General features: G+C 65.0%; 9 protein-coding genes. 7 read left to right on the forward strand and 2 right to left on the reverse strand.

Annotation, left to right across the window (positions count from 1 at the left end; genetic code table 11):
* Positions 1-58: 58 nt before the first annotated feature.
* Positions 59-1,303, reverse strand: a complete 1,245-nt coding sequence (locus ACFQUV_RS08335) for an HAAAP family serine/threonine permease (RefSeq protein ID WP_207211377.1) — start codon at positions 1,301-1,303, stop codon at positions 59-61.
* Positions 1,304-1,777: 474 nt separating this feature from the next.
* On the opposite strand from ACFQUV_RS08335, the gene ACFQUV_RS08340 reads away from it, so the two are divergent.
* The 4 genes from ACFQUV_RS08340 (at position 1,778) to lspA (ending at position 5,601) form a co-directional block, all read left to right on the forward strand.
* Entirely contained in the window at positions 1,778-2,155 is a 378-nt protein-coding gene (locus tag ACFQUV_RS08340; protein ID WP_129607959.1) for a type IV toxin-antitoxin system AbiEi family antitoxin domain-containing protein, read from the forward strand.
* A gap of 182 nt (positions 2,156-2,337) precedes the next feature.
* The gene (locus ACFQUV_RS08345; RefSeq protein ID WP_111383922.1) at positions 2,338-4,278 is read left to right on the forward strand and encodes an FTR1 family protein; all 1,941 of its coding nucleotides are present in this window, start codon (positions 2,338-2,340) and stop codon (positions 4,276-4,278) included.
* A 160-nt stretch (positions 4,279-4,438) separates the two neighbouring features.
* Positions 4,439-5,104 carry a class I SAM-dependent methyltransferase gene (locus ACFQUV_RS08350; protein ID WP_111383921.1) on the forward strand — a complete coding sequence of 222 codons (666 nt, stop codon included), beginning with the start codon at positions 4,439-4,441 and terminating at the stop codon, positions 5,102-5,104.
* Positions 5,104-5,601: a signal peptidase II gene (lspA, locus tag ACFQUV_RS08355; protein ID WP_111383920.1), complete on the forward strand. Its 498-nt coding sequence runs from the start codon at positions 5,104-5,106 to the stop codon at positions 5,599-5,601. Before ACFQUV_RS08350 ends, lspA begins: the two co-directional genes overlap by 1 nt.
* On the opposite strand, the gene ACFQUV_RS08360 is transcribed toward lspA, so the two are convergent.
* Entirely contained in the window at positions 5,555-5,968 is a 414-nt protein-coding gene (locus tag ACFQUV_RS08360; protein ID WP_111383919.1) for a helix-turn-helix domain-containing protein, read from the reverse strand. The genes lspA and ACFQUV_RS08360 overlap by 47 nt on opposite strands.
* A 1,768-nt stretch (positions 5,969-7,736) precedes the next feature.
* Here ACFQUV_RS08360 and ACFQUV_RS08365 point away from each other — a divergent pair.
* The 3 genes from ACFQUV_RS08365 to ACFQUV_RS08375 are packed head-to-tail and all read left to right on the forward strand — an operon-like array spanning position 7,737 to position 13,375.
* On the forward strand, positions 7,737-8,870 hold the full coding sequence (locus ACFQUV_RS08365; RefSeq protein WP_244601471.1) for a TolC family protein: 1,134 nt from the start codon (positions 7,737-7,739) through the stop codon (positions 8,868-8,870).
* 11 nt (positions 8,871-8,881) lie between these two features.
* The gene (locus ACFQUV_RS08370) at positions 8,882-10,075 is read left to right on the forward strand and encodes an efflux RND transporter periplasmic adaptor subunit (RefSeq protein ID WP_207211378.1); all 1,194 of its coding nucleotides are present in this window, start codon (positions 8,882-8,884) and stop codon (positions 10,073-10,075) included.
* A 39-nt stretch (positions 10,076-10,114) separates the two neighbouring features.
* Complete coding sequence (locus tag ACFQUV_RS08375) at positions 10,115-13,375, forward strand: efflux RND transporter permease subunit (RefSeq protein WP_129607960.1); 3,261 nt, start codon at positions 10,115-10,117, stop codon at positions 13,373-13,375.
* The last annotated feature ends 175 nt before the right edge of the window (positions 13,376-13,550 follow it).

Consider the following 13,550-nt stretch of genomic DNA (forward strand, 5'->3'; position numbering starts at 1 on the left):
GGAGCTGGGGTCTGCGCGGCCTCCCGATCGGTGATCGGAAGGCCGTGCGATGCGGGTCTCAGAGGCTGAGCAGGGAGTAGAAGATCGCCGAGATCGCCACGGCGCCGAGGAAGAGGACGAGCACGTTGCTCGGCCGGCCGGCGTACTTGCGCATCGCCGGGACCTTGTTGATCGCGTACATCGGCATGATGAACAGCAGCGCGGCGATCACCGGGCCGCAGAGCGACTCGATCATGCCCAGGATGCTCGGGTTGAGCGTGGCGACGATCCAGACGGCGGCGAACATGAAGGCCGCGCTGATGGCGTTGAGCAGGCGAGTCGGGGCGGTCTTGCCATGGCCGGCGAGCTGCTGGCTGATCAGGCCGTTGAGACCTTCGCGGGCGCCCAGATAGTGGCCGAGGAAGCTCTTGGCCATGGCTACGAAGGCGACCGTGGGAGCCAGGTAGGCCATGAACGGATTGTCGAACTTGTTGCCGAGGAACGACAGGATGGAGACGTTCTGAGCCTTGGCGGCGCCCATCTCGGCCGGCGACAGCGCGAAGACGCAGCTGAAGACGAAGAACATGACGACCACGACCATCAGCAGCGCGGCATATTTCTCGATGCGGCTCGCCTTGGGCTCGGCATCGGGGCCGTAGTGCTCGTGCTGGGCGACGGCGAAGCGCGAGATCACCGGGGAGTGGTTGAAGGAGAAGACCAGCACCGGAATGCTCAGCCACAGCGTCAGGCTGAAGTTCGCGGGCGACGCATCGTGGAAGACGGCGCCGTTCCATTGCGGCACCAGATAGAGCGCGAAGCCGATCAGAACGGCGATGAAGGGATAGACCATCCAGCCCATCACCTGCACCACCATCCGCTCGCCGAGCATGACGACGGCGAACAGTCCGGCGGTCAGCACGAGCGCCAGCAGGGCGCGGGGCGGCGGCGCCATGCCGATCTGGTTGATCATCAGGGCTTCGACCGTGTTGGTCAGCCCGACGCCGTAGAGCAGCAGGATCGGCAGGATGGTGAAGAAGTACAGCAACGTGATCAGCTTGCCGGCGGTGACGCCGAAATGCTCGCCGACCACCTCGGTGATGTCGCTGCCCGGCTTCGACGACGACAGCACGAAGCGGATGAGGCCGCGGTGGGCCAGGTAGGTCATCGGGAACGCCAGCACGGCCATGATCAGCAGCGGCCAGATGCCGCCGATGCCGGCGTTGATCGGCAGGAACAGCGAGCCGGCGCCGATCGCGGTGGCGAACAGCCCGAGCACCCAGGTGGTGTCGTGCCGGCTCCAGGTCGGCGCCGATGCGCGCCGCAAGCCAACGTCTGCAATCGTTTCGAAACTCATCGCAACATCCTCCTGTGACGGCGAGATCGGGAGGACGCTAGCGAGGCGGTTCCGGTCGGTGGTGGGGTATCTCCGGAGCGGCGACATAGCGGTGCGAGCGGTCGATCGGGCCGCCGAGCGGCGGCCGCACGAGCCCCCGAAAGGCGCGATCGCGCCGTCACCCGGCCGGTGGAGCGGATTCGGCCGAATCACGGCTCGGTCGCGGCGATGGCCCGGCGCTCGGGTGGCGGTGCTCGTGGGGCGGTACTCGCGTGGCGGCGAGCGTGCGGCTCGCGGCAGGCGCGACGGTGTGCGGTCGGGCGGAGCGGCGCCTGGATGAGCGGATGGCTAAGGCGCGTCCGGTGTGTGGCAGCACCCCGGGACCTGCAAAGCCACGCAGCGAGGAGGGCCGAGCGAGCGCCGCCGAGCGAGAATCGCCACGGGGCCGAATGCTGCCAGACTTCGATGGGTGTCGCCACGGCGGACGCCGGGAGCAGTTCCCAACGTCCAAACACCAACGTAAAAACAGATGAGTGGCTCGCCGGGATCGGCGAAGACGCGAACTACGAATACGCAATTCCCCGACCCAACGCTACGTCGCAAGCGCCGAAAATCCGCAAACGTGACCGCGACCGCGCCGAAGCGCTACGCCTTGCCGGCGGCCCCAAGCCCTCACTGCGGCAGCGGGCAGTGGCTCTCGCTCTTGAGAAGGGCACCGTTCGAACGCGCGATCTAACGGATATTGGAGTTCCGCGCTGTTACTTAGCCAGAATGTGCGACGAGGGTCTGCTCATTAAGGTGGGCTACGGGCTCTATCAATCTGCCCGACGTGAAGCAGCCTGATCCGAATTAGCGAGGCCCGCCGCGCCGCGCCAATCGGAGCACCGAACCCCCATGCAGCCGTCTAATTCGCGCGACTATGTGCCTTCGCGCTTGATCCTGTGGGGACTACAGGATTATTGCGCGAACGATTCTCAACTAGAGGCTCGTAGATGCGTCTGTCCCGTGGTCCCGTTCGCCCCTGCATGAAAGCAGTTGAAAAGGCGTGTCGCTGTGCGTTCGTACTGCTGCTCTCCGCTATTCTATCGCAAATCGCGCCGGGTCAGGCGATTGCGAGCGACACGGAAGTCCAGACCGTGTGGAGGCTGCTCGACTATGTCGCCGTCGACTACGCCGGTGCGGTTTCCAGGGGGCGCGTTACCAGTGAAGCCGAATATGCGGAGATGGTGGAGTTCGCGGCCCAGGTAGAAACTAGGCTCGAGGCTCTGCCCGACAAAAGCGGCAAGGCCGACCTGGTGCGTAGGACGCGCGCGTTGCGCGCGGCGATCACAGCAAAGGCGGCCCCCGCCGAAGTCGCCGCACGATCCAAGGCGCTTGCGTCCGCGCTGCTCGCTTCGTATCCCGTGCCGCTCGCGCCGACAGCGCCGCCGGACATCGCGCGCGGGGCTGCGCTCTACGCCCAGAATTGTGCGAGCTGTCATGGCGCAACAGGTGGCGGACATGGTCCGGGTTCGGCGGGGCTTGATCCACCGCCGATCGCATTCAGTGACAAGGTACGCGCCGATCAACGCAGTTTGTTCGGCCTGTATCAGGTCATCACGCAAGGCCTCGACGGCACCGCAATGGCTGGCTTCGATTCGCTTCCCGACCAAGATCGCTGGGCGCTCGCGTTCTACGTCGGCACCTTCGCCTACCCGGCCTCCGAGACAGGACGTGGTCAGAGGCTATGGCGCGATGATGCGTCGCTCCGCCAGAGATACCCCAATCTGGCGGCGTTCGTCGGCGCGACGCCAGCGTCGCTTGCCGCCGAGATTGGCTCTGGCAAAGCCGACGCCGTGACTGCCTATCTGCGCCGGCATCCGGACGCGGTCACGGCGGGCGCCAACAGTTCGCTCGCGCTCACGCGCGAACGTCTCGAGGCAAGCCTCGAAGCCTATGCGGCTGGGAATCGGCAGGCCGCCACTGATCTCGCGTTGTCCGCCTATCTTGATGGATTCGAGCCTGTCGAGCCGATGCTCGCGGCTCGCGATCCGGAGCTGATGGCGAGAATCGAGCAAGCAATGGGCGCGCTTCGGGCAGCGATTGCCAAGGCGCGCCCGCTCGCTGAAGTCGAAGCCGCCAATCAGGAGCTCGGAAGCCTATTCGGCGAAGCTGAGGCCGCGCTCGCGCCGGAAAAGGCAAGCAGTGCATCAAGCTTCGCTGGCGCGTTCGGCGTCCTGCTGCGTGAGGGGCTCGAGGCGTTGCTGATCGTGATCGCGATGATCGCCTTCCTCCGAAAAACTGGGCGAACCGAAATGCTCGGCTTCGTACATGGCGGATGGGTGGCGGCGCTTGCGGCTGGCGTGGCCAGCTGGTTCATCGCCACATACTTCATCGGTATCAGCGGGGCTTCGCGCGAGCTCACCGAAGGTTTCGGATCGCTATTCGCTGCGATCATCCTGCTGACGGTCGGGATCTGGATGCACGGGAAAAGCAACGCGGAGGCATGGCAGCGCTACATCAAGGAGAAGATGGCGCACGCTTTGTCCAGGCGCTCTGGGTGGTTCCTCTTCCTGCTGGCTTTTGTCGTTGTCTATCGGGAAGTGTTCGAAACCATCCTTTTCTATGCCGCGCTCTGGGCCCAGGGAAATGGCTTGGCAATGCTTGGCGGTGCGGGTGCGGCGGCTGTGCTGCTCGCCGTGCTGGCCTGGATCATGCTCCGGTACAGCACCCGCTTACCGATCACCCAGTTCTTTTCGTGGAGCGCCATTCTCATCGCGATCTTGGCCATCGTCCTCGCTGGCAAGGGCGTGGCGGGTCTCCAGGAAGCAGGAATCCTGGGAGTTGTGCCGCTGCCGGGCGTACCGCGCATCCAGATGCTCGGACTGTTCCCCACAACCGAGACAGTGCTGGCCCAACTACTGGCTCTGGCAATTCTGATTGCGGGTTTCTGGCTCAATCGGAAAACCGCGGTGAGGGCGACGTGACGATACTAGTTATTGCAAATGGCCGTACGAACCGTGGGTGACTGGTGGCGCTTCGCGAAGCCGACCCGTCAGCACCCGCATTATTCGTCACAGCAATGATTCAAGCTTGAATCTGTAGGCGCTACAGGATGCATGGTGCTCGAATCAACGAAGGATCACCATGCCGTCCGACCTGACCTACACACCCGCCGCCGGGCATCACTGGCTCACCCCGGTATACGACTTCGGAGTAGCCGCCCTCACACGCGAGCATCGATGGAGGAGCGCCCTCATCGCGCAGGTCCGCCCGAGAGCTGGTGACGTGATCGTCGATGTCGGCTGTGGCACCGGATCACTTCTGGTCCGCTTGGGAAAGGCTGCGCCATCAGCTCGGCTCATAGGGATTGATCCCGACCCAGCGGTGGTGGCGCGTGCCCGAAAGAAAGTCGCGGCCGCCGGGATCACGGCTGAGCTGCATATTGGCTTCGCGCGGCAAGCGGCTGAGTTGCTTGCGGGCCCACCGCCCACAAAGATCGTATCGAGCCTCGTGTTTCATCAAGTCCCAATGGAAGAGAAAGTCGCGGCGCTCGCGGCGATGCACGCGGCGCTTGGGGCCGGCGGTGAGGTGCACATTGCGGACTATGGTCTCCAGCGCACGGCGCTCATGCGGGGTCTCTTCAGAACAATCATTCAGAACCTCGACGGGCGCGTGAATACTCAACCGAACGCCGATGGGATTCTGCCGGAGTTGATGGACGCAGCCGGATTCCGCAGCGTCGAGGAAACGCTCGTCGTTCCGACGCTGAGCGGCTCAATTTCGCTCTACCGCGGGACCCGCCCGGCCTAATGCGAAACGTTCCCCAAATCATCGGCCTCGCGACAGCGGCTTTCGCCCTCGCATTGGACCAGGTCACCAAGCAGATCGCCTTGAGCAATCTCGCGCCCGGCGTGGCGGTGCCCATCGCCCCGTTTTTCACCGTGCGGCTCGGCTTCAATGAAGGCGTGTCATTCGGGATGTTCGCGGGTTGGTTCTCCGGCCGTCCGCTGATCTTGGCGGCTATCATGATGGGCATCATCGTGCTGCTTGCCGTATGGCTCTGGCGGACACCCAGGCGGCCGCAAGCGGTGGCCCTCGGAGCCATACTCGGGGGTGCCCTGAGCAATGTCTTCGACCGTCTTCGGATTGGCGCTGTTGTCGACTATCTGGATTTTCACGCGTGGGACCACCATTGGCCAGCGTTCAATTTCGCTGACGCGGCAATTGTCTGTGGCGTCGCGATCCTGGTACTCGGAGATGTTATGGGCCGTCCGAATGATCGGGAGGGTCAGCGAGAACTTCGATAATCCGGCAATTCGCGACTTTGCCGTTGTCGCACTCCTTGATCATCCGAGTGAGCTCAGTCCTCAGGCCGAGTAGGCGGCGGATCCGGCTCTCCACGGCTTCGAGCTGATCGGTGGCGATCTGAGTCACCTGCTGGCAGGAGGCGTCGGGCACATCCTGCAGAGCCAACATTGTCTTGATGGCCGCGATGTCGAAACCAAGGTCCCTGGCATGCCGGATGAACGTCAGCCGCCGAACGTCCTCTGCTCCGTAGAGGCGTCGTCCACTATCAGTTCGGGGCGCCGGCGGGATGAGCTTGATCCGCTCATAATAGCGGATCGTCTCGATATTGACGCCTGTACGCTTGGACAATGTTCCGATCGTGATCATCTCAGCCAAATTCTGTAGTGACTACAGAATAGAGGTATAACGGCCGGCCAAGGGCATGTGAACCCCAGAACGATGGAAGGTCTCAATAGGGTCGCTGATTCAGCCCGATGGGGTGTTGGCGCGCAACTCCTCGAGTCGTAGCCGGGCGTTGCCGTCCGACGGCGCTCGCCAGCCCCCGCGCGGCGACAGCGAGCGTTTCGATTCCGCTTGATCCTGTAGCAAGTACAGGATGCATAGTAAGGTCGGAGATTCTGGTATGACGCTAAGGCCTCATCGTTGCGAGTGGTTCTGGTGAGCATTAGGGCGGCTCGCTTCCTGAGCGTCATGATCGCCCCGTGTCGTGTCGGGGTGCATGCGGTGTCGCTCATCGTCATAGCCTGTCTCGCCATTACGACCGTGCCCTGTCCGGCTGCGGCTGAGCCGTCTCAGGAGGCGGTGGTTGAAGCGAGCGGGGACGGCGGGACTGGAGGCGACCAGCAGCCTGAGCGTGGTGCGGCCCTGGGGCGCAATTGCTTCACATGCCCATGCCATGTTGCATTCGAGATTCCGGACGCAGATTGCGTCAACGCACCGGCGATCGTTCCGGACACGTGGAGTGCGACCGCCGCCCGAGCTCTGCATGGAGATGCGGTTTATCCGACTTTCCGACCTCCGAAAGCGCAAGGGACCTGAGCGCGAGACCCCCAATCGGGGTACGGCCCAATACTTCGGAGACAATCATGATCACTCGACACGCCAAGACCGTCATTGGGACGGCTGCGGCGGCATTGGCGCTGAGCGCCTGTGCCACCGCCCACGGAGATCCTCGCACCGCCTCGAATGCTGGGGCGAGGCGTTGTGTCCAGACATCTCACCCGGCTGGGAAGGTGCCGGGCGTGACGGTGCGATGTGCTCCGCGGAACGACTCGGGACCGCCCGCTGCACGACCGGGCCCCCGAAGCTGAATCGGAGATGCACGACTGAATGCACGCGCTCCGCGAGGGCGCGTGCATTGATCCAAAGTTTGCGGGACTTGCCAAGAAAACCTGCAGCCGCTGCAAGGCATAGGAAAAAATGCCTTGATCCTGTAGCCGCTACAGAAGGCATAGTGACGGCATTAGAGTCGCGAGTAAGTAGATTGGCCTTCCTCGAACCCATGTCGAATGACTTTCACCGCTGTGCCACCGCTTCGGAGCGCTGCGGGTGACTGCGATTTCGCGTTTGCTCGCCCTTGTCGCCTTCGCTCTGTTCCTTTGGGCAGGGGCTGCTAACGCGGCCGCGCCGCAAAGCTGCTTCAATCTTTCCGCCGCCAGTCCTGCGCACGTGTCTGTCGAAGAGCAGGATCGGACAGGGGGAAAGCTCGACGGGGAGACCGCGCAATGTCACGCCCGCTGTCACGTGTTGTGCACGGGCCTGCCTGATCGGCCGAGCAGCTTCGTTCGCCCGCAGTCGGGCGTCGGCAATATGGCGATAAGCCAGGACGACTGTCGGCCGAGCCCGAAAGTCGGGCCGATGTTGCGCCCGCCCAGAACCTGACGCGGCAACCGAGCGAACGCTCGTCAAAGGACGAGCCGCGATAGCCCGTCAGGAGAAAATACCGATGAGAAGTAGATGCGTGGCGTTGTGCGCCACGACCTTGTTCACAGCCGCTATGCCGGCGTTCGCTCAAGTCGGCGGCCCAGTAACAGCTCCAGTCGCTCGGCCGACGACGCCACAAGTGCCGGCGCCGCGACCGGCCGGACCGACTGTGTCCGGCTTACCGGCGCCATTTGTCGCGCGATCCGGGCCCTTGCCGGCCAGGCTGACTCTTGAAGACGCCGTCGCGGAGGCGGCGGCTCGAGCGCCGGCGATCGTTGCGGCTCAAGCCGAGGTTGACGCGGCCGGGGCGCGGCTTGGTCAGGCCCGCCTGCGTCCCAACCCCGAGCTCAACGTCGAGGTCGAGAACTTCGCCGGAGGCGGGCCTGAACGGGTCGAGACCACCGTCTCCATCAACCAACGTCTAGATCTGGGTGGCCGGCGCCGGGCGCGTGTATCGGCGGCGCAGGCTGCTCTCGCCGCGCAGGAACTGCGCCTGTCGATCGCTCTCGCGGATCTGGCGAGAGACGTTCGGATCAGCTTTGCAACCGCCGTGGCTGCGAGTGCCCGGCTTGAGCTCGCACAAGCAAACCAAGGGCGCGCAGCCGAACTCGCGCGCATCGCTGAGGAATTGGTCGCAGCTGGTCGAGAACCGCCCTTGCGCGCGCTCCGGGCGCGCACAGCGCTGGCGCAAAGCGATGCGGCCCTGAGGTCGGCGGAAGCGGAGCTGGCGGCGGCACGGCAGTCCCTTGGGGTCCTGTTGGGCGGTGCCGTCGATTCCACCGAGCTCATCGATTCCGGGAGTTTGCCGATCCCGGCAGCGGTCGATCCCTCGGAAACCCTGGATGTTAGGCTCGCAGAGGCCGAACGCCTCGCAGCGGAGACCGGTGTGGCGCAGGAGCGCGCAGCCGGGCGCCTCGATCCTTCCGTGGGAGTCGGTGTTCGGCACATCGCCGAGACAGGGGACAAGGCGCTCGTCGCCGGGTTCTCGGTGCCGCTGCCGCTCTTCGATCGCAACCGCGGCAACATCGCCGCCGCACGTGCTGGCGTTCGCGCAGCGGAGGCAAGGCGCGAAGCGGCGCTTGCTCAAGCGGCCGCCACTATCGCCAATGCTAGCACCGCGCTCGCGGCCGCCGACGTTCGAGTTCGCGCACTGGAGAGCGCGGCCGTGCCTGAAGCGCGAGAGGCGCTCCGGTTGACCGAGCTTTCCTACCAGGCGGGCCGAAGCTCGCTTCTCGAACTTCTCGACGCCCAGGAGGCATTCGCGGCCGTGCAGTCCGAACTCATCGAAGCGCGACTGGCTCGCGCGACGGCGGCGGCGAGCCTGACGCGCTCGGCCGCGCAATGAGGACTCCCAACATGATCACAGGACTAAACCGTAGAAACCTTCTTATTGGCGCCGCCGGCCTGGCGCTCCTCTCCGGCGGCGTGATGCTCGGCCGCACGGCGTTTGCGCCTGCCCCCGGCGAACCGGCTGCAGAAGCAAAGACGGAAGCGGAAGCGGAAGAGGAAGAAGGCGGGGAGGCGAACCGCCGCCCTGGATTTGTGGAGATGACCCCGGCACGGCTCGCTGCGAGCGGGCTACAGACGACCCGGATCGAGCCCGGGTCGCTGGCGGCCGAGATCATCGCGCAGGCGACGGTGGCGGCGCCGCCTCAGGGACAGGCGCTGGTGACGGCGCGTGCAGATGGTGCGGTGGTGCGGATGAACAAGCGGCTCGGCGACCCAGTCGGCGCCGGCGAGACGGTCGCCTTGCTGGAAAGCCGCGAGGCCGCATCGTTCATCGCCGAACGCAATGCGGCGGCGGCAAGGGCACAAGCGGCACGGGCAGCGGCGGCGCGCGAGCGCCGGCTGTTCAACGCTCGCATTACCGCCCGCCAGGATCTGGAAGCGGCGGAGGCGGCCAGGGCCGAGGCGGAAGCGGAACTGCAGCGGACGCAAGCGGCTGTTCAAGCCGCGGGCGTCACCAGCGACGGCCGGCACCTTGCCGTGCGCAGTCCCATCAGCGGACGCATCACGGCCATGAATACGCAATTGGGGGCCTATGTATCGGCGGGCGCGGAGTTGTTTCGCGTGGCCGATCCCCGGCGCGTGCAGGTGGACGCGGCGGTCCCTGCGACAGAAGCGCAGAGGATTCGGCCGGGGGACGGGGCAGTGATCGAACTGCCGGCCGGCGGAACGGTGGCGGCGGTGGTGCGCTCGGCAACGCCCTCACTCGACCCACAAAGTCGCACCGCAACCGTGGTCTTGCAGCCGCAAGGTTCGCCGCCAGGGCTCACTCAGGGTCAGGCGGTGCGGGTGCGGATTACCCCGAGAGGCGGCCCTGTCGGCTCTGCGATGGTTCTCCCCGAGGAGGCGGTCCAGCAGGTCGAGGGCCGCGACTCGGTTTTCGTTCAAGCGCAGGGTGGTTTCCAAGCCGTGCCGGTTACAGTGGGTCGGCGCGCGTCCGGTCGAGCTGAGATCGTCGAGGGGCTTCGGCCCGGACAGACCGTGGTCACCAGGGGAGCCTTCGTTCTCAAGTCTCAGCTCGAGGCGAGCGAGGTCGAGGAATGACGCGTCTCCAGCCCCGGGTTCCCTGCAGGAATATCTCCCATGATTGACCGCCTCCTCGACGCGTCCGTCCGCTTCCGCTGGGCGGTGCTCTTCCTTACCCTCGCGGTCGCCGCATATGGCGCGTATCAGTTGTTCCGGCTGCCGATCGATGCGGTTCCCGACATCACGAACAAGCAGGTGCAGGTAAACACGGTCGCGCCGGCCTTCGGTCCACTCGACATGGAGCGCCTGGTGACGTTCCCGGTCGAGACGGCGCTCGCCGGAATCCCGGGCCTCGATCACACGCGCTCCATTTCGCGCAACGGGTTCAGCCAGGTCACCGCGGTCTTCGACGAGGATGTCGACATCTACTTCGCGCGTCAGCAGGTCTCTGAGCGCCTCGGCCAGGCGAGCGAGAGCTTGCCGACGGGGGTGGAGCCGGAGATGGGGCCCGTGTCCACGGGGCTTGGCGAGATCTTCATGTGGACCGTCAGCTATGCTCCGAATGCGACTGCGCGAAATCCGCGCATCGCCGGTCGACCGGGCTTTCAGCCGGACGGCTCCTATTTGACCCCGAGTGGGGAGCGCCTGACAGACGAGGTGTCGCGCCTCGCCTATCTGCGAACGGTGCAGGATTGGATGATCCGGCCGCAGATGCGGACCGTCGAGGGCGTGGCCGGTGTCGACTCGATCGGCGGCTACGAAAAACAATTCCTCGTCCAGCCCGATCCGAGCCGGCTCGCCGCCTACGGAATCTCCTTTTCCGAACTCGCAAACGCGCTGGAGCGGGCGAACATCTCGGTGGGCGCCAACTTCATTCAGCGCGGCGGCGAAGCCTTCCTGGTGCGGGCCGATGCGCGCATTCGGCAGATCGACGAGATCGCACGCGCGTCCGTGGCGAGCAGGAACGGGGTTCCGGTGACGGTCGGCGATGTCGCCACCGTAGCGGTGGGCGGTGAGCTGCGGACCGGCGCGGCCTCAATGAATGGGCGCGAGGTGGTGGTGGGCACGGCGCTGATGCTTGCGGGCGGAAACAGCCGCATCGTGGCGGAGGCCGCGGCGGAGCGTTTGGCGGAGATTACGCCCTCGTTGCCGCCGGGGATCCAGGTCCAGCCCGTCTATAACCGTTCCACGCTCGTCGAGGCGACGATCGCCACCGTCGAGAAGAACCTGATCGAGGGTGCGCTGCTCGTCATCGCAGCTCTGTTCTGGCTGCTCGGCAATATCCGAGCGGCGATCATCGCCGCGCTGGTCATCCCGCTGTCGTTCCTGATGATGGCGATCGGCATGAACCGGTACGGTGTGTCGGGCAACCTGATGAGCCTCGGCGCGCTAGACTTCGGCCTGATCGTCGACGGGTCGATCATCATCATCGAGAATTGCCTGAGGCGGCTGTCTGAACGCCAACATCATGAGGGTCGGCTTCTGACTCTGGCGGAGCGGCTCCACGAAGTATTCGAAGCCTCGAAGGAGATGGTGCGACCGACGCTGTACGGCCAAGCCATCATCCTGCTCGTCTTCGCGCCCCTGCTTACCTTTACCGGCGTCGAGGGGAAGATGTTCACGCCGATGGCGATCACGGTGATGCTCGCGCTCGTAGCCGCGTTCATTCTCTCGCTGACGTTTGTCCCGGCGATGGTGGCCCTCCTGATCCGCGGCAAGGTCGCCGAGAAGGAGGTGAAGGTGATCCGCTGGACCAAGGAGCGCTACGAACCAGTGCTGCGGCGGGTGATCGCGCGGCCCGGACCTTGGATTGGCGCCGGCGTCGGAGTCTTTGTCGCCGCGGGCCTGGTCTTCGCTACGCTTGGCCGGGAGTTCATTCCTCAGCTCGAAGAGGGCGACCTTCTCGCCACCACGATCAGGATTCCTTCAACCTCGCTCGACCAGTCCAACGCTATGCAGCTTCAGGTCGAACGAATGCTGTCGACCTTGCCTGAGGTCGCCTTCGTCTTCTCGAAGACAGGCACCGCCGAGGTCGCCTCTGACCCGATGCCGCCGAACATGGCCGACACGTTCATCATCCTGAAGCCGCGAGATCAATGGCCGGAGGGTGTCGAGACCCGTCAGGAGGTGATGGAGCGCGTCGAGGAGCGGATGGCCCAACTCACCGGCAACGCTTACGAACTCACTCAACCGATCCAAATGCGCTTCAACGAACTGCTCGCCGGCGCTCGGGGCGATATTGCGGTGAAGGTTTTCGGTGAAGACCTCGACGTGCTCGGCCGTGTCGGTCGCCAGGTCGCGCAGGTGCTTGGCTCTGTGGAAGGGGCGCAAGGAGTTCGGGTCGAGCAGACGGCGGGTTTCCCGACGCTTGACGTACAGTTCAACCGCGACGCCATTGCCCGTTACGGCCTTTCAGTCGAGGACGTCACCGATGCCGTTGCCGCGGCGCTCGGCGGCCGCGAGGCCGGCCTCGTCTTCGAAGGCGACCGCAGGTTTGACATCGTCGTGCGCCTCGCCAATCCGACCCGCGACGATCTCGAGGCGGTGGGCGCGCTACCCTTGATGCTGCCGGAGGACGCGGCAGGCGGACCGCGTCGGTCGATCCCCCTGCGCGAGGTGGTGAGTTTCCGCTTCTCCGAAGGGATCAACCAGGTCAGCCGCGAGAACGGCCAGCGACGGGTCGTGGTTCAGGCCAACGTGGTCGGCAGCGACCTTGGCTCCTTCGTCGAGGAAGCGCGGGAGCGTGTTGCCGATCAAGTGGATCTTCCGCCCGGCGTATTCATCGAGTGGGGCGGACAATATGAGAACTTGCAAGCTGCGACCCGAAGACTCTCGATCGTGATCCCGGCGGTCTTCGCGCTGATCTTCGGTCTGCTGTTCATGGCGCTCAGGGGCGTTGCTCCCGCGATCGCGGTCTACTCGGCCGTTCCCCTTGGCCTCGCGGGCGGCGTGTTCGGCCTGGCGATCGCCGGACTGCCGTTCTCGGTCTCTGCGGCGGTCGGGTTCATCGTCCTGTCGGGGGTTACCGTGCTCAACGGGCTCGTGGTGATGAGCAGCATTCGCACGCGGATCGAGGCGGGTACGGCTGTCGATCAGGCGGTGCTCGAGGGAATGATGGAACGCGTTCGCGCGGTGTTGATCACCGGGATCGTGCCGGCCATCGGCTTTGTCCCCATGGCGATCGCTACGGGACGCGGGGCGGAGGTCCAAAAGCCGCTCGCCGTGGTGGTGATCGCCGGACTGGTCGTCTCGACGCTCCTCACGCTGTTCGTGCTGCCTGCGATCAGTCACCTGCTGCTCCGGGGCCGCGGCAGGAGGCATCGCCTTGGAGAATACGACGATGTCGACACGCTCGGCATGCCGCTTCCGGCCAAGTAAGGCTCTGCGTCGAACCAGGGGCGAGGATAACGAATGGCGCGATGCCTCGCGCCTACGCCGCATGATCCTCGAGCATGTGTGCGTTCGCAACTCGACGCCTGATCGGTGGTAGCGCGAGTGAAGAAACGTCTTGCATCTGTAGTGGCTACAGGAAGTAGGTAGAGCAGAATGGCCG

Source organism: Rhodoplanes sp. P11, assembly GCF_964266735.1.
Lineage (GTDB): Bacteria > Pseudomonadota > Alphaproteobacteria > Rhizobiales > Xanthobacteraceae > Rhodoplanes > Rhodoplanes serenus.